The following is a 19,336-nucleotide window of genomic DNA, read 5'->3' on the forward strand; positions in this document are numbered from 1 at the left end:
CTACAAAGATGCTGTTTAATTTATGAATCGGCTTTAATTTGTTCCATAAGTTGCTCGATAATTGCCGTAGATTCACCTTCTTGAGAAGCTAGTTTTTTAGCTTTTTTGGCAGTTTTTAATGCTTGCTTTAAATCACCTAATTTATGTAGCAAATGTGCTTTAGTTTCTAGATTAGACACATAAGTTTCTAATTCTATCGACCTATTAATGAGAACAAGAGCACATTTGAGGTCCGTTTGATCTTCAAGGTTTTGGTAAATTTTCCAAGCTAGCTCATTCAATTGATGACTGCCATACCACAAAGTTTCTAAATTCTTTTTTGTGAGTTTTTCATGAGCACCTTCTGCTATTTCATATTTAGAAGGTTTGCCTTTGTAAGCGAGTAGATCACCAGATACGGTCATTTTATCGTGACGCTCTATAAGTTTTACCATTTCGGCACGGCGCATGGTGCTACCGCTTTGTCCTAGTTTGCGACCATTTTTAATGAAAAAGTAAGTAGGTATAGAGTTGACTTGTAAAATATCATCACTCAAATTATCATCAGTATTCATTTTATAGATAGTGACGTCTAGAGTTTCATCATTTGCAATGGACTCGATAGTAGGAGCCATGGCACGACATGGTCCACACCATGGAGCTGTGAAGTAAAGTACTTTAATCTGGTCATCTTGAACCATTACGGTTTCTTCCATCGTGGCATCGGTCACATATTCTTGAGCCGTAATAGTGCTAGAAAGTAAAAGTGAAAAAGTAATTATAAATAGAATGCGCATATAGAGATTTTTGTTCTTGAACTAACTAATTTTATGCCAGTATTATTGTTTTGGTGTTCTGCTTTCTATTTATATTCTAAAATAGAAGTTTATCTTGAGGAAGCTCAAGGCGAAAGCGAGATCATAAATAGCAACACGAATATAAAACTCAAAAATCACAAAACAATTCTGGATGAATACAGTTTATTTATTGTCAGCTAGTTTTTACCAGAATGTTATTGATAAAAAGGAAGTTACATTGGTTTAAGTGGCCTAAGAAAATAACACGTGAAAAATGAAGGGAAGCGTAGGGTTAAGCAAAAATCTTACTATCTAAGAATGTATAATTTGTAGGATATTGATAACAATCAAATCATTTTTTAATGTTGATAAACCTTCTTTTTGCGCCGTAGCGAGCAAAATTTTTAGTGTTAGGTTCTTAAGCCTTGATTTTTTTGTTTCGTTTTTTGATCAAGCAAAAAATGAAAGAGTAATTAGAATTAATTTAATGCCTGTTTTTATGAATAGCTAGTTTAATAACTGTTAATAATTTTAATAATCATTATCTAAATTCAAAGAAAAACGAATAAATGAACAACAGAAAAGAACAGCTTGCCGCAATAGATCGATTATTAACCATTATGGATGAATTGCGAGAGCAATGCCCGTGGGACCGCAAGCAAACGCTGGAATCTTTGCGTCATCTCACTATAGAAGAAACCTACGAATTAGGCGATGCAATTCTAGACAAGGACATGGAAGAAATTCCTAAGGAACTGGGCGATTTATTGTTGCATATTGTTTTCTATGCAAAAATAGGATCTGAGACTGGTGATTTTGATATTGCAAGTGTTGCCAATGGTATTTGTGATAAATTGATCTCGCGTCATCCCCATATTTATGGTGACGTAAAAGTAAAAGATGAAGAAGAGGTAAAAGCTAACTGGGAGGCGCTGAAACTTAAAGAAGGGAAAAAAAGCGTGCTAGAAGGAGTTCCTAAATCCTTACCAGCGCTGGTGAAAAGTTCGCGAATTCAAGATAAAGTGGCAGGCGTAGGTTTTGACTGGGAAAAGCCAGAGCAAGTAAAAGAAAAGCTAGAAGAAGAGCTGGCAGAATTGCAAGTAGAAGTGGACTCTGGAGACAAGGACAAGATCGAGGCCGAATTTGGTGATGTACTTTTCTCTCTTGTCAATTACGGCAAGCATCTAGGCGTGAATCCAGAAGATGCACTGGAAAGAACAAATAAAAAATTTATCAAGCGTTTTCAATATCTGGAATCTAAAGCTAAAGAAATAGGGAAGGAGCTGCGCGATATGACACTGTCAGAAATGGATGTGTTTTGGGAAGAGGCAAAGAAGGTGTAGTATGAGTAAGGTTAATGATAAATCTTTAAAACAAAAGATTCTTTCTTTTCTTGAGATCAAGGAAGGTTTGATAAAGAGTATTTCAGGAAGGAGTTATTTGGATTATGCAGTAAATGTTTTTTATGTTTTAGCCTTGATAATACCAGCATTTATTTACGGTTTTGAGATAGTTGAAAGTCATTATGTAGAGTTAGGCTTTGGAATTTATTTCAGTTCGATAATTTTATGGATTCTTTTCAGAAAATATATTTTGTTTGATGATGAAATTGAAATGGATTCTATTGAAAGCGGTACCTATGAAGATCTATCGTTTACTGAGGAAAAGTTGCCTTACATTAGGATTTTATCTTTTATAGGAGCCTTTATAATTATAGGTCTAGCCGTTTTTATTATATCGCATGAAAGTTATGAATTTGAAACGCTACATATATTCTTTTACTTAATTGCTGCAAAATGGTGCCTTTACCTATTTATAAATGCTTATTATAAAGTAACTACAGATACCAAAATATTTAAAATTGAATCAGACAGGTTGAGAATTTCTTATGATAAAGCAGAAAAATATGTTCTATTGAAAGAACTCAAACAAATAAAAATTGCTGGAACTCATCTTTCGTTTTTCCCGATGGAAGGAAAGATAGAAATGCTCAACGATTTTGAACTAGACGAGAAAGAACAATTACAGATAAAAGGATTTTTAAATGAACACATGCCTGAAATTTCAGTGTCTATCTATGAAACTAGGCTAGAAATTTTCAAGGATAATAAGCAAGAAAACTAATGTGGAATTCTAATCAATTTTTGAAGTCTGATTATAAGAGCATTAAACTAATGCTATTCACTATAACTTTGGTCATCTTATACATCGTGGTGCGCAATCTAGATTTTTTTAAAGAACACAAAGAGGTGTGCTTTTCAATAGTGATTATTGCTTATTTTATATATCACATTTTTATCAAATGGAATAACACTGAGAGCATAAATATAGATTTGCCTGGAAATAAAAAACAGTTCAATATTTTTAATTACTTTATTGTTATTGTAGGTATTTACAGCATTTTTAATGATGATTTGAATAATTCCATTCCTTCTTGGAGTTTCAAGAATTTTTTAGTCTATTTAATTATTGCGCTTTTAATATCAATATTCTTGTATTTATATGTAGATGATTCCTTTGAAAAAAGAGTTGTAATCATAAAGAATGATCGACTTTATTTTCAAGAATCCACGGCTACTTATGCAGCTCCTATAAAAGAATTTCAAAAGATAAAAATCAGCTATAATAAGATTTCTGCAATAGCAAAAGATGGTCGTAGAGACCGTTTGGGTGGATACAAAATGACTGATGGAGATATACTGAATCTTATTGCTTTTTTACGTGAACATACGCCTGATATTGAGCTGGATGTACGTTATGAGAAGATCGATTGATCTTGCTATAGCTTTAAAAGCATTTAAATTTTCTTACGGCAAACGTAAATCTGTTTTTCAGATTCATTGTTAAAATTACTTTCTTTGAAGTCACCAAACTTTTGGTCTATTGCAAAACCGTTTTGTTCTAAATAATAATCTAGCTCCTGAGGAAAATACATTCTCATGTCTAGATTCTGAATAGAATCAAATTGTCCATCGATAAAATAATGCCACTGGATACGATTAATTTGAGAAGCGCTTTCATAATTCATGTTCTGTTCAATGCGTATGGTCCTGCCGTCATCAGTCTGATATTGCGTCAGTACTGATTGATCTTTTTGAGCCTCAACGATGTAGTTTAAATTTGGATTGTAACAATCTAGTAAAAACAAGCCTCCTTTTTTGAGATGTTTCTGTACTACTTGAAAAGTTGATATCAAATCTTCATTTTTATACAAATGATGAATAGAATTGAAAGGAATAAATATAAGATCAAATTTTTCTTGTAGACTCAATGAGCGTACATCTGCATTTATAAATTTGATTTTTAAATCTTTTTGTTTTGCCTTATTAGAACCTTCGGCGAGCATAGTAGAAGTAAAATCTACGCCGGTTATATGATAACCATCTTCTGCCAGTGGAATGGTGAGCCTGCCTGTACCACAGCACAACTCTAAAATATGAGAGTTCTCTTTTTTTGGCATCCACTTCCTATAAAATTCTAAATCATCAAGACTTGAATTCATAGCATCATAGATACTTGCGTCGTAGATAAGATCTCCTACTTCGTATCCAGCCGATTTACCTTTTACCATAAAAATATAGTTTGATTACCTTAAAATTTATGGAAAGATAATCAAACTTAAAATTCAGCCTATTGTTTCTAATAAATTATGTAGAATGATTAAATAGTTGGAAGACAATTTTATAAAATTCCGTTTTTCTGAGAAGTGATATAAAAAGCATGTATTATTCCTGGAATAAATAACATCATAGTAAATAATATATTTATTGCAAGGTCATTATCAAATCCTCTTTTACGGAAAACACTTATAGGCGGCGCGAGAATATTCAAAAATATGGTTAACTTTTTCATTGCTTTTTCCTACAAACATATACTTTGTTCACCTTTATTAATATTAAATCTATCTTAAAGCAAACATATATCGACGTATGACATAGTTTCATCTATTAAAAAGCGCATTAAGCGTTAAATATATGTACTTTTATTTGACACAGTCTTGATAAATTTATTTTCAGAAAGTGTTTTAACCATTAAATTATTAAGGTATTTTCCTAAATCAAAATCGTCAATCTTTTTTCTTAACTTTTCTAACAATTAATTAGACTCTATATTTACTCTACTCTAAAATACTCTGATGATGAAACGAATTTTACTTATTTTCTTGATTGTTTCTGCCATGTATACTCAAGCGCAAATTGTTATAACTCCTAATCCGGTAGATATCAATTCGGGCTTAGTGACTATAACCTACGGCTCTAATAATGATTACACCATTTTTGACCCTATGAGTAACCCTAATCTGCTGCTTTATACTGGTTTTGATACTGATGCAGACCCAACCACATGGGACTATCATGATGATTTTAATGATACCAGTACTTTTATACCTTTTAATTTTGACGCAACGGCAAACGCTTATGTCGCTCAGATTGATGTAGCTGGTAGAATGTATCAAGAAGAACCTAATCTCAATATGGTAAATTTACCACAAGGAATTACCGTAAATGACTGGTACTTTATAATCATTACAACAGATTTAAGTAGACAAAGTGCCGATTTGAAAGGCTCTGATTATGGATGGCAACCTGCAACTCTTAGTAATAATACTTTTGAAAAAGAAGAGTTTAAGGTAACAGCGGTAAGCGATAAACTTTTCTTTAATACTGCAGATTACTACTCGGTAAAAACCTATAACCTACAAGGGCAATTAGTTCAAGATATTAATAGAAGATACGTGGAAAATCAAATAGACATGAGTTTACTTCCAGAAAACCAATTGTATATTTCTAAAATAACTTCAGCTTTAGGAACGTTAACTATCAAACACATACATTAATTTCAAGTATGAACACATAAAAAAGACCGATGAAGAAATTCATCGGTCTTACTTTTTCAAAGCTATTTAATTGACATTTTTAGTCAGAATAAATCACTCGCGCTTCTTTTACTGTAGCGCTTAGGTCATTCATGCTGGCTACGTACTTATTATTGTTGTTAAAAACTCTGTCAGGACGTTCTCCCACAACAATATATTCTACATCTAATGCAGGAGCATTAATATCGATTTGGTCTTGTTTACGGATGGTTTTCCCGTCTAGATCAGTATCTTCTTTCTCCAAAGTTGCAATAACATATAATTTATTTTTTGTTGCTCGCACCTCTTGAATTTCTAAATCGGCGTCTGTTCCGCTGATCTCAGTTTCTACCATTAAAGTTCTTTCAGACTTCTCTCCTGGCATATCGATGTCAAGAACTGGTACTTCTACCTCTTCTTCTTCCATGACTACCACTAATTTTGGAACCTCTACCATTCTGGTCGTAGTCTTTACGTCTACATCCATCCAGTCTACATCATATTCTGGTAATTCACCAGCTTCAGTAGTTACATCTACATCCACTTCTGGCATTTCTCCTTTTTCTGTTTTTTTAATATCACAACTTGCTAATAAAGCTACAAGTGCTACTATTGATAATAATCTCATCTTCATAATTCAGTCTTTTTAGTGTTAATTTAATTTATTGGTTTTTACTTTGCCGTCACATAAAATGCGTGGATCACTCCTGGGATAAAAAAGATCAATGTCAAAATCAAATTGATCACAAAATCTTTACCTATACCTTTTGCAAGAGCCACACCTAATGGCGGAATAAAAATGTTTAGTATAATCGTTAAAATGCTCATATCTGTTAATTTTATAACCACAAATTTAAAAGCTTTTAGGAGTAGCTTACTTAATATTTAATCAATTGATGTATAATTAGCACTTACTACTGTTATTTAACAAAAATTATCTAAAATAAAACGCCTTTTTACTAAAAAAGTTAAATTTATTATTTTAAAAAGAAACTGTTTTATTGTTCCGCTTTCGCGAAAGCGAGAACTAAAAAAGCTCCTAATTACTATAATTAAGAGCTTGTTCTAAATTAAATAAGGATCAGTGGCTTAAATCCCTGTAAACGTGCTAGGTGTAATAACTCGCATTTCTTTCTTGATATCTTCGCTCACATCTAGTGTTTCAATGAAGGTTGCGATGCTCTCGCCAGTTATCTTTTCATTAGTACGAGTGAGTTCTTTTAAGGCTTCGTATGGATTTGGGTAGGCTTCACGACGCAAGATGGTTTGAATTGCTTCTGCAACTACGGCCCAATTATTCTCTAGGTCTTGTGCTATTTTAGACTTATTCAGTAATAATTTACCTAAGCCTTTTAACGTTGCTTTAAAAGCAATAACTGTATGAGCCAGAGGAACACCTACATTTCTTAAAACTGTGGAGTCGGTAAGATCTCGTTGAAGTCTTGAAATAGGGAGCTTTGCAGCCAGATGCTCAAACAACGCATTTGCGATTCCTAAATTTCCTTCAGAATTTTCAAAATCAATAGGATTTACTTTATGCGGCATTGCACTAGAACCTATCTCGCCTGCCTTTATTTTTTGCTTGAAATAGTCCATTGAAATATAGGTCCATATATCTCTGTCTAAATCGACTAGTATGGTATTGATTCTTTTTAAATTATCAAAAAGAGAAGCCATGTGATCATAATGCTCAATTTGAGTAGTTGGAAAACTATGCTTTAATCCTAAACGATTTTCTACAAAGTCTTCACCAAATTTCTGCCAGTTGACCTCTGGAAATGCCACGTGATGTGCATTGTAATTTCCTGTGGCACCACCAAATTTTGCTGCGTGCTGCACTTGTTCGAGCATATTCATTTGCTCTTCTATACGAACAACAAAAACATAAAACTCTTTTCCTAAACGAGTAGGAGAAGCCGGCTGACCGTGCGTACGAGCTAGAAGAGGTATGTCTTTCCATTCTTTAGAAAGTCTGTGCAATTCATCTCGTACAGCTTCTAATTCTGGCAGGTACACATTTTCTATCGCATCTTTTATAGAAAGTGGAATAGCTGTATTGTTGATGTCTTGGGAAGTCAGTCCAAAATGTATAAACTCTTTATGAGCCGCTAATCCTAACTTATCAAATTGTTCTTTTAGGAAATATTCTACCGCTTTTACATCGTGATTAGTAACTTTTTCTATGTCCTTAATCGCTTGCGCATCTTTATCAGTAAACTTGCGGTACAAATCTTTTAATTGTTCCTGAGTTTCTTCAGTTAAAGGTTGTAGTTGCTTGATTCCGCTTTCGCTTAAAGCGATAAAATATTCCACTTCTACAAGAACGCGATAACGTATCAACGCAGACTCAGAAAAATAATTAGCAAGGGATTCGACTTTAGAACGATAACGTCCGTCGATGGGAGAAATAGCTTGTAAAGCAGTAGGCATAAGTTCTAACTTTAAAGCGTGTAAAAATACGGTTTTAAAAGTTCAAATCCTTTTAATTAGGATTCTAATTTTGCTAAGATCTTCCGTGCACTAGATTTAAATCCGTTGCCATAATCTTCTTGAAGTTTTTGTTGCAAAATGGGAATTAATTCAGGGTAGATCCAGTCAAATTCTTTACCAAATTCAAACAAACTGTAAACTGAAAAAGCCATGTTTGCCGTTTTATTAGTAGCAATCAACTCTTGAAAACAGCCTTCTACCATTTTTTCTCGCATCGAGAAAGATAGAATTTCTTGAATAGGATGCGGTTTTTTACTGTAGAAATTTTTAGAACAAATACTACTAATTTTTCCTAAGGAGCGCATGCCAGAGGAATTTAAAGGCTGTACATATAATTCACAAATAGCATCCATATGAGGATAACAATACTCTTCATGAAGTAAAAAAGACTGTTCTAGACACCAGCAAGCTTGATGAGAAACTGCACTCTCGGGATGACAGAGGTCAATTAGCTCAGACAGTAAATTCTCGTGAACCGCTACTTTACCTAGTCGTACACGGTCTTTTTTATAGGCTTTGAGCTGTAGGAGTTCTTCTTTTAAATCTTGCGGTGTCATGTGCCAGCTATTTCTAAGGCTATAATTTTGTCTAGTTGCTTGTTGTACTAGCTCTCACACAGCCATCGATTTTGTCACCATTATCAGCACAAATCCATGTGCCGTCAACAAGCTCTCCTTTAAATTCAGAGCCACAATTAATGCAGGTAACAGTTTCTTTAGGCAGTTGAAAGCCATCTTTGAAGGAAGAGATGACTTTACCAGAAAAGGCATTTGAATTAGAAGTAGATGCTACAAGAATCAAATAATCTTCGTTAGAAGAATTGTCTCGTATGGTTTCAATTTTAAGCTCTTTTATTTCTTGCTCATAGGAAGCATCTTTGGTGCTTGCTCTAGTGATAGTTTCGTTCCAGTCTTTTTTTAATTCTTCCATCGTAATTTCATTCCCTTCATGATTGTAGAAAGAAATCGATTCTAGGTCTGAATAATCTTTAGTGTGCGTATCGCATCCTGTAAATAAAACACATAAAAAACTAAAAATGGTTACTGCTAAATATTTCATAATCAATATGTATCGTTGAATTTAAGGAATTTTGTTTAGTTATCAAAGATAAGCCTTTGAACTTCTTTTTCCATACCCATCATATAATCACCACCTGTAATTATATGATATACTTTATTATTTTTCAATACCAGAACAGAAGGAGACTTCCATTCTACGCTTAAGTGCCATTGCATAGGATACTGCTGTTTTAATCCATACAATTTGTTGAAGCTTTGACTCGCTATAGAATCGTTTTTGAAAATATATTCATGAATTCTACCTCTATACTTGGTATCACTATTTTTAGGATAATCGCTTTTAAGAAAAACGGAATTTTGTTTGATTATTTTTGAATCTACTGATTTGAGACGTATTAGTATGCTATCGGAAATTGTGGTACTTGTTGATCTATCGTAAATCATTCCGTTTACTTTGTTTTTATACCAATAACTAGAATCTATGGATGTTATAAATGCATATTTAGAGCCTAACAGTTGCACTGAATAAGTAGGTAAGTTCGATTTAGTATAATCAATTATTTTAGTTTTTTCCTTCTCAATGGCTTGGTTCAAACTCTTTTCTTTTTGTTCTTGACTAATCGTATTTTGTGGATATTCAAGGTTTTTAGAGCCATTTTTACAGCTAAGTAAAAATAAGCTGAACAAGAATAGGGTTGTGAATTTCATATTCAAAAACTTAATAAATCAGCTACCATTTGAACTCCTTTACCGGCTTTCTCTTTTATAACATTCAATCTCCCAGCAGATTCTAAACTAGGTGCTGGATCAACAAAATAAATAGGAGCGTGACTAGGTGCAAAATCTTTTAATCCTGCTGCTGGATAGACTTGCATCGAGGTTCCTACTATCAGCAACACATCGGCTTTTGATACTATTTCAATAGCTTGCTCCATAGCGGGAACCTCTTCACCGAACCATACTATATGCGGGCGTAATTGCGATCCATCCTTACTCAAATCTCCTAAATTGATATCATCTTCCCATTCCAGAATTTCGTTGCTGTTTTTAGAACTTCTAGCTTTTTTGAGCTCTCCATGTAGGTGAATTACATTTGAAGAACCTGCACGCTCATGTAGGTCGTCTACATTTTGTGTAATCACGTCCACATGGAAATTACGTTCTAATCCAGCTATACAAAAATGCGCTTCATTAGGATCAACGTCCTTAAGTTGCGCACGCCTTTTATTATAAAAATCAAGGACAAGAGCTGGATTTGCGGCATAACCTTCTGGAGAAGCAACTTCCATTATATCATGTCCTTCCCAAAGCCCGCCTGCATCTCTAAAGGTTGCGATACCACTTTCGGCACTGACACCAGCACCTGTCAATACAACTAGATTTTTCATTTCTATATTTTACGTTTAAAAGTAGTAGATTTTAAATAAACTGAGAAAGTTTTTAGCCGATTCCGCTCTGCAGCGGAACGACAGGGCGGAATGTGTTCTAAGATTTACTGTAAACTTAAATTGAGGTTTGTGGTGGTTCCGCTTTCGCGAAAGCGTGCATATAACTATCTTTACCGTCCTCAAAAAAGCAGGGTTTTTATGAAAGTTTCTTATAACTGGATCAAGCAATTTATAAATATTTCAGGTGAGTTAGATGAGCATACCGCTCTATTGACATCTTTAGGTCTTGAAGTGGAAGGCGTTGAAAAATTTGAAAGTGTCAAAGGTGGATTAGATGGTATTGTAGTAGGATATGTAGAGTCCTGTGAGCAGCATTCTAATGCTGATAAATTAAAACTAACTAAGGTAAACATAGGAACAGAAACAGTTCAAATAGTTTGTGGTGCGCCTAACGTTGCTGCTGGTCAAAAGGTGCCTGTTGCCACTATAGGAACTACGTTATATGACGATAAAGGAGAAGCCTGGAAGATTAAAAAAGGAAAAATACGTGGTGAAGAAAGTCACGGAATGATCTGTGCCGAAGACGAGTTAGGTCTAGGAACTTCTCATGATGGAATCATGGTGCTGGACTCTAACTTAGAAATAGGAATACCGCTTAAAGATGTAGTTGAGATCGAGGAAGATCATGTTATCGAGATAGGACTAACACCTAATCGAGCTGACGCGATGTCTCACATGGGTGTTGCCAGAGATTTACGTGCTGGTCTTGCCGTAAATGAAGATCCTGTAGAATTTATTACACCATCGGTAAGTAGTTTTCATGTAGAAAGCCGTTCTGCTCGTGTGGATATTGAGGTGGAGAAACCTGAACTTGCACCTCGTTATTGTGGTGTATCGCTTACTGGAATTAAAGTGGCAGAATCACCAGAATGGATTAAAAACAGATTAAAAGCTATAGGGCTTGCACCTAAGAATAATGTGGTAGATGTTACAAATTACGTCATGCACGAATTAGGACAACCTTTGCACGCTTTTGATTTGGCTAAAGTTTCTGGAAATAAAATCATTGTAAAAACCTTAGAAAAAGATACTCCATTTACCACTTTAGATGGTGAGCAACATAAATTGCATGAAGATGATTTAATGATTTGTGATGCAGAAAAACCATTGTGTATTGCTGGTGTATACGGTGGAGAGAATAGTGGTGTGACTGATGGAACGACGTCTATTTTTCTTGAAAGCGCCTATTTTAACCCAGTAAGTGTGCGTAAAACGGCAAAGCGTCACGGATTTAATACTGATGCTTCTTTTAGATTTGAGCGTGGCATCGATCCTAATATTACTGAGTATGCTTTAAAACGTGCAGCGTTACTTATTCAAGAAACGGCTGGCGGTGATATTTCTAGTGATATTACAGATGTATATTCTCAAAAAATTGAAGATCAACAAGTATTTCTTCCTTTTGCTAAAGTAAATTCATTAATAGGGCAGGAGATACCTAAAGAAGAGATCAAGAGCATATTAAGAAGTTTAGATATTAACGTCAATAATGTTACAGAATCAGGCTTGGGACTTACGATTCCGGCATATAGGAATGACGTAACAAGACCAGCTGATGTTATTGAAGAAATTCTGAGAGTATATGGTTATGATCGTATAGAAAGCTCTTCTAAATTAAATGCAACCATAGCTAAGTCTTCAAAATTAGAGAACAATAGATTACAGAATATTGTGGCGCAACAGCTGGTAGGTCAGGGATTTGTTGAGATGATGGCAAACAGCCTGACATCTGAAAAAAATCACACGCTTACGGATCATATTTCTCCAAAAAACGAAGTGCGCATGCTCAATCCTTTAAGCAGTGATCTTGCGGTAATGCGACAGAGTTTGATTTATGGAGGTCTAGAAGCTATTGCTCATAATTTAAACAGGAAGCAAGAAAATTTGCGATTGTTTGAATTTGGTAATACTTATCATCAATACCAAGAAAGACAGTTTACAGAAAATAAACACTTAAGTGTATTAACTGCTGGTAACACAAGTGAACCTAGCTGGAATAGTACTTCTCATCCAGCTGATTTCTTCTATTTAAAAGGAGCAGTTATTGCTGTTTTAAAACGATTAGGAATCCATAAAATAAACGAAAAGCCTACAAAACTTGATTTCCTAAGTGAAGGAATTGCATTAAACAGTGGTGCAAAAATTGCTGATATCGGAGTAGTAAAAAAGAAAGTTGCTAAGCATTTTGGTGTAGAGGTAACTGTACATTTTGCTAACATTTACTGGGATGAGATATTAAAAATGGTTTCTAAAGAGCATGTTCCTGTTACAGAAATTCCAAAATTCCCAGAGGTAAGTAGGGATTTTGCACTATTAGTGGATCAATCTGTTAGTTTTAAAGAATTGAGAGAAATTGCCTTAAATTCTGAAAAGAAGATTTTAAAATCGGTACAATTATTTGATGTTTATGAAGGTAGTAAGTTGCCTAAAGGTAAAAAATCCTATGCGTTGAACTTTACGTTACAAGACTCAAATAAAACGCTAACTGATAAGCAAATTGATAAAACGATGAATAAAATACAGCAGCAGTTAGAAAATCAAGCTGGTGCGGTGTTGAGGTAGATAATAGATATGTTTTTATCTAAGATTTTAAGCTTTTTTGATCTAGCATATAAAGAGAAAACTATGATAAAACGAGATGCAACTTCACGTAGCATCATGGAATCTTTGGCAACCAGTTCTTTTTACACAGGAGAAGTTACTTTATATGAAGGGTATTTCTTGCCTAAAAATAAATATCCAAACAATTGTAAAATATGCTTGACAACTTCTAATGATGATTTTTATGTCGTTAGTAACGATAATAAATTCATACCATTTAGATATTCTTGGGGATTTTTATTATTGATCACTTCTTTATTTTCTGTCATTCATATTATTAATGGTAATCCTTTTTTAATTGTGGTCATCCCTAGCTTTTTTTGGTTGGTGTCAAGAATTACTCGATTCTTTTTAAAGAATGACGTTCAACTTTTCTTAGAGCGTTATTACTATTTAAAGAATGAGTATTATAAAAACTCATTAGATCCTAATAGATATTAATTGATTTTATTTTCCGCTTTCGCGAAAGCGAAAAAATTAACAGCTCATCTCTGAAATAATAAAGCTTCTCTTACGACATAGGGATTAAGGAGTTTGATATTTATAGGCAACTTCTTATTTTTAACAAGTTCAAATCAAGAATTTATTATGTGGAATCGCACCAATATTGAAGACAAGCTCAAAAAATCTAAGGCTAAAGCATTTAAAGAGACTGACATTTTAGATCAAGTTGCAGCCATTTTAAAAGAAGAAGATCGTAAGGAAGATGAGATCATGCTTCGTATGAAGAGCCCACAGAAGCCTACTCCTCGCAATCATTTTAATATTGATTTATTAGAGACAGACCGCATTTATCATGTAGACCAAATTAAAGATATTTGTATTACATACAGATTGCGATTTCTAGACACCAAATATTTCAAGAATGAGATTCCTTATGAAGCTTTGATGAAAATCAAAGAAATGGAAAAAGAGCACGATATCACCATGCGTGGTTTTAAAATTGTAGCTCCTTCTAAAATGTTCAAACTAGAAAATGCAGATGACCCATTACTTTTTGCTCCTATAGGAAACGGTTATTTTTATTTAATCCACAAGTGGGGAAATGATTTGACTCCTTTTAGAAAAATATGGGCGTGGAGTTTTAAAAGTTTTGAAAATTTAATATTCTCAACGGTAATCGTTAGTTTACTTGCAGCATATTTAATCCCTAATGGTTTATTTGCAAAAAATCCTACAGGTGTGGAATTCTTATTGATTTTCTTCTTTACGTTTAAATCAATTGCAAGTATGGTGTTGTATTATTCTTTTGCGGCAGGTAAAAACTTCAATACCGCGATATGGAATTCAAAATATTTTAATGCGTAATTGATTCCCCTAAATTATCGTATTGTTTAAAATGCTCCTCGCTTTTAGTGGAGCATTTTTTATTTGGCTCTTATTTTCACGTTTAACATACTTAATGTAAAATGCGTAACTTTATAGCAGTTGATATTTAATTACACTACAAACCATGAAGGAAGGAAAAAAATGGTATAACGATGTTATTATGGTAGGTTCTCTTCTATTTATAATTCCGCCAGTTGGGATTTATGGTATTTATAAGAGCGAGACAATTCCTAGACTATGGAAAAACACTGTTTATAGCTCGTTGATAATTGTAGCAGTTATTTTCTTGCTCGTTTACCTATTTTAAGTCTCTTATATTCCATACCTCATCACAAGGTTACTATCTTAAAACTTTAGCCAGCTGTAATATTTCAATTATCTTTGTTTTTTAAAATTTGTTATGGCAGTAAGAAAAAGAAATCCTATTCTAGGTGGTATTATGGCGGCGGCATTTATCGGTTTTGGTGGTTATAGACTGTATGAACGTTTTGTCGCTGGAGCAGCAATAGAAACTTGGAAGATTATCCTCTCGGTTGCATTTATAGTTTACGGCTTGTTTATCGTTTATACTTTATTTACACAAAAAGATGCCTGAAGACAATCCTAACAAACGCACTTATACCTTGGTTCTCTCTATAGCTTTTATAGGAATAGGAGCATGGAAATTATACGAGCGTTTTTATCAAGAAGGAGAAGTAGAGACCTATCAATGGATTCTTGCTGCAGGTCTTCTAGCTTTAGGAATTTACCAATTAATAGGATTGAGAAAGAAGTGATTACTAAGCCTACAGTTTAAAATTCAAGTTACTTCATTATTCCAATAAATTATCTTACTAGGATTCAATATACTACATAAAAAAATCGGCTATCAAAATAATTATTTTGATAGCCGATTTTTTTATTTTAACTACTAACTACTAACTACTAACTACTAACTACTAACTACTAACTACTAACTAAAATCCTTGCTTAATCGCTGCCATTTTAATCGCTGCAACGGCCGCTTCACTTCCTTTATTTCCATGAACGCCACCACTACGAGCGACAGATTGTGCATGAGTATCATCAGTTAAGACACAAAATATGACAGGAACTTTAGATTTATTAAGATTAAGATCTTTTATACCGCTAGTAACTCCTTGACATACAAAATCAAAGTGAGCTGTTTCTCCTCGTATCACATTACCTATGGCAATAATAGCGTCTAGGCCTTTACGTAATTTACTATTCTTTGTAGGATAGCTGGAGTATTGCATGTTCTTACAGCCATAAATCAACTCAAATGATCCAGGTACATCCATACGGAAGATGCGCTCCTTATCTACACCGCAATCCAATAAAGTTTGATGTGCTCCTTTAAAAAGGTTTTCAGTAATATCTTCATTCCATTCCGATACTACGATTCCTATACGCATATCACTAGCGTCTGGAAGACTGTCTTTATCGTAATGCGATAAATCTTTACCTGCGGTAGCCATACGGTTTTAGTTAGAAGCTGCTCTTGCTTGTCCTAAAAGAACTTGAGCAGTTTTATATTCTGCAGCATCAGGATAATTTTCTTCAATTCTTTCTAAAGCAGTTATAGCTGTAGAAGTATCTCCAGTAGTAAGAGCAACTTGTCCTGCTTTTAATAGATACTTAGGAGTAGAAAATTCATTTGTATTTGAATTTGCAGCATCCATATAATGAGCGATCGCATCACCTGGCTGTCCAGCTTGTACAAGCGCATCACCTATCCCAGCTTGTGCAATAGCGTTTAAAACAGAATCTCCACCGTCAAACTTCTCTAGGTATTCAATTGCTTTTTGAAGTTGGTCACCACCTATATTAAGGTAAGCCATACCAGCTTGATAGTTTGCTAGGTTACCAGCATCAGTGCCAGCATATTCTTCAGCAATCTGGATCAATCCATATTTTCCATTAGCACCTTCTAAAGCAAGAGTATATAAAGAATCTTTCTCTTTTCCAGTAGAATTTAAAGCAAGGTCGTAGTATTTGTTTGCTTCATTAGATTCAGCAACAGCCTCCATTTGCTTAGGCTCCATTACAAACTGGTTGTACAACCACGCACCTAAAGCAGCAACAATGATAATACCTACCACGATCACGATAGCTTTTTGGTTTTTCTCTAGCCATTGCTCTGTTTTATTAGCACCTTCATCAAGGGTACTAAAAACCTCAGCGGTTGTAGATTCAGAATCATCAAAAAGTTCGTCGTTGTCTTCCTTTTCTGGTTTCGTTTTCGGTTTGTATCCTCTTTTGTTATAAGTTGCCATAATTGTCTTTAATTGAACGCGCAAAAATATAATTTTTATCTATATATAAAAACAGGTTAAAGCTTTATTCTCTGCCTTTTCTTAGGTTAAATTTGTAAAAGTTATAAAATGCTGGTGGTTGTACCGCTTTCGCGAAAGCGAGATCAACACAATCATCACTTAAACAATAGGTTACAGTCATTTCTATGAAGCTCGATTCCATAAGTCTTATCAATTATAAAAGCTTCTCATCTGCCGAATTTGAGTTTGATGAGAAGATTAATTGCTTTGTAGGCAACAATGGAGTAGGAAAAACGAACGTGCTGGACGCCATTTATCACCTTGCTTTTGCAAAAAGCTATTTTAATCCGATTACGGTGCAAAATATCAAGCACGACGAGGACTTTTTTGTTGTGAATGGTAATTTTATTAAAAATGACCTGGAGGAAAAAATAGTAGTAAGTGCAAAAAAAGGAGTCAAACGTGTATTAAAACGCAACGGTAAGATTTATGATAAAATTAGTGATCACATAGGGTTGATTCCACTAGTTATAATTTCTCCAGCAGACCGTGATTTGATTACCGAAGGAAGCGATACCAGGCGTAAATTTCTAGATGGTGTGATCTCTTTAAGTAACTCTGTTTATTTAAACAAATTGATTACTTACAATAAGTTGTTGCAACAACGTAATGCATTGCTGAAGTACTTTTACATCAATCGTACTTTTGATAGCGATGGACTTGCCGTTTATGATGAGCAACTGGCAGACTTAGGAGGTTCTATACATGAGACTCGAACGGCGTTTCTACAATCTTTCACGCCCATATTTAGAAAATACTATCAGCAAATTTCTCGTACCGAAGAAGTAGTAGATATTTTCTACAAAGCTGATTTTACAAATGAAGATCCTACACAGGTTTTAAAGAATGCACGTCAAAAGGATTTGCAATTACAGTACACGAGCGTAGGAACTCATAAAGATGACCTGTTATTCTTGCTTAATGATCACCCTGTAAAAAAATATGGTAGTCAAGGCCAGCAAAAAAGTTTTTTGACAGCATTAAAATTGGCACAATTTGAATTTATAAAGCAAGAAAGTGGTACGGTGCCTATTTTGCTTCTGGATGATATTTTTGATAAATTAGATGCTTCTCGAGTGGCGCAAATTATTAATATGGTGAATGACGAGCAATTCGGTCAGTTATTCATAAGCGATACCCATCCAGAACGAACAGAAGAGGTGATCAAACAAACGGAGCAATCTTATAAGATATTTAAGTTATGAGGTTTATCGTTTTTTTAATTGTAAGTATTCTTCTATTGATCAGTTGCGAACAAAATGATTCGTACGATTATTTACCTAAAGATTTAAGAGCGTTTGCGAAGGATGCTAAGCTAGTTGAGTCTTGGGATTTAACGGAAAATTTAGATCGTGTTATCACAATTAATTTATATAAGAACGATAATTATGAGTTAAAGAAATATGTTGTAGACTATGATATTGATAATAATTATAAATTTAATAATCAGTTAATTGTCAAAGGTGATTCTGTTTATTTCTATCGATCTTCTGGGTACTCTAAACTTCATGAGAAATCTCCAAGAGAAAAAAAATCATATATTTTGCTAGAGATTAATAAAGACTTTACAAATACAACTAATCTCGGTGTTTGGGAAAAAGAGACATACTTTGGAGGTTTAGAGAAGCTGATTAGTGCTAAAGTATCTCTAGATTCCTCTTCATTTGAAAAGAGAGGAATTTCAAAAAATGATTACTTATTAGCGAAGAGTGAGCTCGAGTTCATTAACTCTTCAATTTTAAAATAAAGAAATGAAAAAAATCATCTATTTAATTCTCGTGTCAGTTGTTATCTCTTGTACCAGTAATGAAGATAAAATAAAGGCCGTAGAAGGATACTGGAATATTGAGCAGGTTTTAATGCCTGACGGAAGTGAACGAGAATTTCCTTTTTCTAACCACATGGATCATTTTGAAATAGATGGTTACAAAGGAGTCAAAAATAGAGTAAGCCCAACTTATGATGGTGGTTTTATAAGCTATGGTAATCCTATTTATTTTGAGTGGGAAGAGAAAGACGGCGATTTACGGCTTACCTTTCAAGAAGGAGAAGCATCCTACAAACAAACAGTTGAAAAAGCTACTAAAGAAACGCTAGTACTTTTACATGAAAATGGAACGCGTTATACTTATAAAACATATACTCCTAATGAGGAACAATAAAAAAGAAGATTTTGTGCGCATGAGTGATGTTTTGAGTGATTTTAAAGCTCAAGATAAACTGCAGAAGGGTTTCCAGAAAGTGGATGTAGAAACAGCCTGGAAAGAGGTGATGGGCGCAGGTGTCACCAATTATACAACACAAGTTAAATTTACTACTGGAACACTTTTTATAAGTCTTTCCTCATCTGTATTGAGACAAGAATTACTTTACGGTAGAGCAAAAATTATTAAAAACCTAAACGATCATTTAGGAAGAGAGATGATCGAAAAGTTGGTGTTGAGGTAACTATTATTAAATTTACCGTAAGAGTACTTTTAAG

General features: G+C 34.1%; 26 protein-coding genes. 14 read left to right on the forward strand and 12 right to left on the reverse strand.

Going from position 1 to position 19,336, the window contains the following annotated elements; translation table 11 throughout:
* Window positions 1-20 precede the first annotated feature (20 nt).
* On the reverse strand, window positions 21-776 hold the full coding sequence (locus DDD_RS11540) for a thioredoxin family protein (RefSeq protein ID WP_015363044.1): 756 nt from the start codon (window positions 774-776) through the stop codon (window positions 21-23).
* A gap of 569 nt (window positions 777-1,345) precedes the next feature.
* Between DDD_RS11540 and mazG the strand changes: the two genes are divergently transcribed.
* The 3 genes from mazG to DDD_RS11555 are packed head-to-tail and all read left to right on the forward strand — an operon-like array spanning window position 1,346 to window position 3,550.
* Entirely contained in the window at window positions 1,346-2,119 is a 774-nt protein-coding gene (mazG, locus tag DDD_RS11545) for a nucleoside triphosphate pyrophosphohydrolase (protein ID WP_015363046.1), read from the forward strand.
* Between the two features lies 1 nt (window position 2,120).
* Window positions 2,121-2,900 (forward strand): hypothetical protein, encoded by a 780-nt coding sequence (locus DDD_RS11550; RefSeq protein ID WP_015363047.1) that lies wholly within the window; start codon window positions 2,121-2,123, stop codon window positions 2,898-2,900.
* Between the two features lie 50 nt (window positions 2,901-2,950).
* Window positions 2,951-3,550: a hypothetical protein gene (locus DDD_RS11555; RefSeq protein ID WP_015363048.1), complete on the forward strand. Its 600-nt coding sequence runs from the start codon at window positions 2,951-2,953 to the stop codon at window positions 3,548-3,550.
* Window positions 3,551-3,573: 23 nt separating this feature from the next.
* Here the strand turns inward: DDD_RS11555 and DDD_RS11560 are convergent, their stop codons facing one another.
* Window positions 3,574-4,347: a class I SAM-dependent methyltransferase gene (locus DDD_RS11560; RefSeq protein WP_015363049.1), complete on the reverse strand. Its 774-nt coding sequence runs from the start codon at window positions 4,345-4,347 to the stop codon at window positions 3,574-3,576.
* 110 nt (window positions 4,348-4,457) lie between these two features.
* Window positions 4,458-4,628 (reverse strand): YqaE/Pmp3 family membrane protein, encoded by a 171-nt coding sequence (locus DDD_RS17295; protein WP_052329266.1) that lies wholly within the window; start codon window positions 4,626-4,628, stop codon window positions 4,458-4,460.
* Between the two features lie 283 nt (window positions 4,629-4,911).
* Between DDD_RS17295 and DDD_RS11565 the strand changes: the two genes are divergently transcribed.
* A complete protein-coding gene (locus DDD_RS11565) occupies window positions 4,912-5,613 on the forward strand; it encodes a hypothetical protein (protein WP_015363052.1) in 702 nt (233 codons plus the stop codon).
* Window positions 5,614-5,692: 79 nt separating this feature from the next.
* On the opposite strand, the gene DDD_RS11570 is transcribed toward DDD_RS11565, so the two are convergent.
* The 7 genes from DDD_RS11570 to DDD_RS11600 form a co-directional block, all read right to left on the reverse strand.
* Entirely contained in the window at window positions 5,693-6,259 is a 567-nt protein-coding gene (locus DDD_RS11570) for a hypothetical protein (RefSeq protein WP_236613376.1), read from the reverse strand.
* A gap of 44 nt (window positions 6,260-6,303) precedes the next feature.
* Window positions 6,304-6,459 carry a YqaE/Pmp3 family membrane protein gene (locus tag DDD_RS11575; RefSeq protein WP_015363054.1) on the reverse strand — a complete coding sequence of 52 codons (156 nt, stop codon included), beginning with the start codon at window positions 6,457-6,459 and terminating at the stop codon, window positions 6,304-6,306.
* A gap of 261 nt (window positions 6,460-6,720) precedes the next feature.
* On the reverse strand, window positions 6,721-8,061 hold the full coding sequence (gene purB / locus DDD_RS11580; protein WP_015363055.1) for an adenylosuccinate lyase: 1,341 nt from the start codon (window positions 8,059-8,061) through the stop codon (window positions 6,721-6,723).
* A gap of 56 nt (window positions 8,062-8,117) precedes the next feature.
* Window positions 8,118-8,678: a hypothetical protein gene (locus tag DDD_RS11585; protein ID WP_015363056.1), complete on the reverse strand. Its 561-nt coding sequence runs from the start codon at window positions 8,676-8,678 to the stop codon at window positions 8,118-8,120.
* A gap of 31 nt (window positions 8,679-8,709) precedes the next feature.
* Window positions 8,710-9,180, reverse strand: coding sequence for a hypothetical protein (locus DDD_RS11590; protein ID WP_015363057.1), 471 nt, complete (start codon window positions 9,178-9,180; stop codon window positions 8,710-8,712).
* A gap of 35 nt (window positions 9,181-9,215) precedes the next feature.
* On the reverse strand, window positions 9,216-9,848 hold the full coding sequence (locus DDD_RS11595) for a hypothetical protein (protein WP_015363058.1): 633 nt from the start codon (window positions 9,846-9,848) through the stop codon (window positions 9,216-9,218).
* A gap of 2 nt (window positions 9,849-9,850) precedes the next feature.
* Window positions 9,851-10,528 carry an SIR2 family NAD-dependent protein deacylase gene (locus tag DDD_RS11600; RefSeq protein WP_015363059.1) on the reverse strand — a complete coding sequence of 226 codons (678 nt, stop codon included), beginning with the start codon at window positions 10,526-10,528 and terminating at the stop codon, window positions 9,851-9,853.
* 198 nt (window positions 10,529-10,726) lie between these two features.
* Here DDD_RS11600 and pheT point away from each other — a divergent pair, with 198 nt between their 5' ends.
* From pheT to DDD_RS11630, 6 genes are all read left to right on the forward strand, one after another.
* Window positions 10,727-13,150, forward strand: coding sequence for a phenylalanine--tRNA ligase subunit beta (pheT, locus tag DDD_RS11605; protein WP_041567125.1), 2,424 nt, complete (start codon window positions 10,727-10,729; stop codon window positions 13,148-13,150).
* 63 nt (window positions 13,151-13,213) lie between these two features.
* Window positions 13,214-13,630: a hypothetical protein gene (locus tag DDD_RS11610; protein WP_015363061.1), complete on the forward strand. Its 417-nt coding sequence runs from the start codon at window positions 13,214-13,216 to the stop codon at window positions 13,628-13,630.
* A gap of 147 nt (window positions 13,631-13,777) precedes the next feature.
* Window positions 13,778-14,497, forward strand: a complete 720-nt coding sequence (locus DDD_RS11615) for a hypothetical protein (protein WP_015363063.1) — start codon at window positions 13,778-13,780, stop codon at window positions 14,495-14,497.
* A 145-nt stretch (window positions 14,498-14,642) separates the two neighbouring features.
* Window positions 14,643-14,825 carry a hypothetical protein gene (locus DDD_RS11620; protein ID WP_015363064.1) on the forward strand — a complete coding sequence of 61 codons (183 nt, stop codon included), beginning with the start codon at window positions 14,643-14,645 and terminating at the stop codon, window positions 14,823-14,825.
* 93 nt (window positions 14,826-14,918) lie between these two features.
* Window positions 14,919-15,113: a hypothetical protein gene (locus DDD_RS11625; RefSeq protein WP_015363065.1), complete on the forward strand. Its 195-nt coding sequence runs from the start codon at window positions 14,919-14,921 to the stop codon at window positions 15,111-15,113.
* The gene (locus DDD_RS11630; RefSeq protein WP_015363066.1) at window positions 15,106-15,294 is read left to right on the forward strand and encodes a hypothetical protein; all 189 of its coding nucleotides are present in this window, start codon (window positions 15,106-15,108) and stop codon (window positions 15,292-15,294) included. The genes DDD_RS11625 and DDD_RS11630 overlap by 8 nt, the downstream gene beginning before the upstream one ends.
* A gap of 180 nt (window positions 15,295-15,474) precedes the next feature.
* Here DDD_RS11630 and ribH read toward each other — a convergent pair whose 3' ends face one another.
* Both ribH and DDD_RS11640 read right to left on the reverse strand, forming a co-directional pair.
* Window positions 15,475-15,996, reverse strand: coding sequence for a 6,7-dimethyl-8-ribityllumazine synthase (gene ribH / locus DDD_RS11635; protein WP_015363067.1), 522 nt, complete (start codon window positions 15,994-15,996; stop codon window positions 15,475-15,477).
* Between the two features lie 6 nt (window positions 15,997-16,002).
* Entirely contained in the window at window positions 16,003-16,794 is a 792-nt protein-coding gene (locus DDD_RS11640) for a tetratricopeptide repeat protein (protein ID WP_015363068.1), read from the reverse strand.
* A 185-nt stretch (window positions 16,795-16,979) separates the two neighbouring features.
* Here DDD_RS11640 and recF point away from each other — a divergent pair, with 185 nt between their 5' ends.
* Genes recF through DDD_RS11660 form a run of 4 tightly spaced genes read left to right on the forward strand, consistent with a single transcriptional unit; the run spans window position 16,980 to window position 19,302 of the window.
* Window positions 16,980-18,059 (forward strand): DNA replication/repair protein RecF, encoded by a 1,080-nt coding sequence (gene recF / locus DDD_RS11645; protein ID WP_015363069.1) that lies wholly within the window; start codon window positions 16,980-16,982, stop codon window positions 18,057-18,059.
* Window positions 18,056-18,601 (forward strand): hypothetical protein, encoded by a 546-nt coding sequence (locus tag DDD_RS11650; RefSeq protein WP_015363071.1) that lies wholly within the window; start codon window positions 18,056-18,058, stop codon window positions 18,599-18,601. Before recF ends, DDD_RS11650 begins: the two co-directional genes overlap by 4 nt.
* A gap of 4 nt (window positions 18,602-18,605) precedes the next feature.
* Window positions 18,606-19,016 carry a lipocalin-like domain-containing protein gene (locus DDD_RS11655; RefSeq protein WP_015363072.1) on the forward strand — a complete coding sequence of 137 codons (411 nt, stop codon included), beginning with the start codon at window positions 18,606-18,608 and terminating at the stop codon, window positions 19,014-19,016.
* Window positions 19,003-19,302, forward strand: a complete 300-nt coding sequence (locus DDD_RS11660; protein WP_015363073.1) for a DUF721 domain-containing protein — start codon at window positions 19,003-19,005, stop codon at window positions 19,300-19,302. Before DDD_RS11655 ends, DDD_RS11660 begins: the two co-directional genes overlap by 14 nt.
* The last annotated feature ends 34 nt before the right edge of the window (window positions 19,303-19,336 follow it).

The sequence above is a fragment of the Nonlabens dokdonensis DSW-6 genome (assembly GCF_000332115.1).
Classification (GTDB): domain Bacteria; phylum Bacteroidota; class Bacteroidia; order Flavobacteriales; family Flavobacteriaceae; genus Nonlabens; species Nonlabens dokdonensis.

Bases quoted from the DNA above. Each gene is read 5' to 3' on its own strand.
- DDD_RS11555 (WP_015363048.1), top strand. From the start codon at position 2,951: ATGCTATTCACTATAACTTTGGTCATCTTATACATCGTGGTGCGCAAT.
- DDD_RS11640 (WP_015363068.1), bottom strand. From the start codon at position 16,794: ATGGCAACTTATAACAAAAGAGGATACAAACCGAAAACGAAACCAGAA.
- DDD_RS11570 (WP_236613376.1), bottom strand. From the start codon at position 6,259: ATGAGATTATTATCAATAGTAGCACTTGTAGCTTTATTAGCAAGTTGT.
- DDD_RS11585 (WP_015363056.1), bottom strand. From the start codon at position 8,678: ATGACACCGCAAGATTTAAAAGAAGAACTCCTACAGCTCAAAGCCTAT.
- DDD_RS11630 (WP_015363066.1), top strand. From the start codon at position 15,106: ATGCCTGAAGACAATCCTAACAAACGCACTTATACCTTGGTTCTCTCT.
- DDD_RS17295 (WP_052329266.1), bottom strand. From the start codon at position 4,628: ATGAAAAAGTTAACCATATTTTTGAATATTCTCGCGCCGCCTATAAGT.
- DDD_RS11600 (WP_015363059.1), bottom strand. From the start codon at position 10,528: ATGAAAAATCTAGTTGTATTGACAGGTGCTGGTGTCAGTGCCGAAAGT.
- DDD_RS11650 (WP_015363071.1), top strand. From the start codon at position 18,056: ATGAGGTTTATCGTTTTTTTAATTGTAAGTATTCTTCTATTGATCAGT.
- DDD_RS11560 (WP_015363049.1), bottom strand. From the start codon at position 4,347: ATGGTAAAAGGTAAATCGGCTGGATACGAAGTAGGAGATCTTATCTAC.
- DDD_RS11575 (WP_015363054.1), bottom strand. From the start codon at position 6,459: ATGAGCATTTTAACGATTATACTAAACATTTTTATTCCGCCATTAGGT.
- recF (WP_015363069.1), top strand. From the start codon at position 16,980: ATGAAGCTCGATTCCATAAGTCTTATCAATTATAAAAGCTTCTCATCT.
- purB (WP_015363055.1), bottom strand. From the start codon at position 8,061: ATGCCTACTGCTTTACAAGCTATTTCTCCCATCGACGGACGTTATCGT.
- DDD_RS11595 (WP_015363058.1), bottom strand. From the start codon at position 9,848: ATGAAATTCACAACCCTATTCTTGTTCAGCTTATTTTTACTTAGCTGT.
- DDD_RS11565 (WP_015363052.1), top strand. From the start codon at position 4,912: ATGATGAAACGAATTTTACTTATTTTCTTGATTGTTTCTGCCATGTAT.
- DDD_RS11550 (WP_015363047.1), top strand. From the start codon at position 2,121: ATGAGTAAGGTTAATGATAAATCTTTAAAACAAAAGATTCTTTCTTTT.
- DDD_RS11615 (WP_015363063.1), top strand. From the start codon at position 13,778: ATGTGGAATCGCACCAATATTGAAGACAAGCTCAAAAAATCTAAGGCT.
- DDD_RS11540 (WP_015363044.1), bottom strand. From the start codon at position 776: ATGCGCATTCTATTTATAATTACTTTTTCACTTTTACTTTCTAGCACT.
- DDD_RS11610 (WP_015363061.1), top strand. From the start codon at position 13,214: ATGATAAAACGAGATGCAACTTCACGTAGCATCATGGAATCTTTGGCA.
- DDD_RS11590 (WP_015363057.1), bottom strand. From the start codon at position 9,180: ATGAAATATTTAGCAGTAACCATTTTTAGTTTTTTATGTGTTTTATTT.
- ribH (WP_015363067.1), bottom strand. From the start codon at position 15,996: ATGGCTACCGCAGGTAAAGATTTATCGCATTACGATAAAGACAGTCTT.
- DDD_RS11660 (WP_015363073.1), top strand. From the start codon at position 19,003: ATGAGGAACAATAAAAAAGAAGATTTTGTGCGCATGAGTGATGTTTTG.
- pheT (WP_041567125.1), top strand. From the start codon at position 10,727: ATGAAAGTTTCTTATAACTGGATCAAGCAATTTATAAATATTTCAGGT.
- DDD_RS11655 (WP_015363072.1), top strand. From the start codon at position 18,606: ATGAAAAAAATCATCTATTTAATTCTCGTGTCAGTTGTTATCTCTTGT.
- mazG (WP_015363046.1), top strand. From the start codon at position 1,346: ATGAACAACAGAAAAGAACAGCTTGCCGCAATAGATCGATTATTAACC.
- DDD_RS11620 (WP_015363064.1), top strand. From the start codon at position 14,643: ATGAAGGAAGGAAAAAAATGGTATAACGATGTTATTATGGTAGGTTCT.
- DDD_RS11625 (WP_015363065.1), top strand. From the start codon at position 14,919: ATGGCAGTAAGAAAAAGAAATCCTATTCTAGGTGGTATTATGGCGGCG.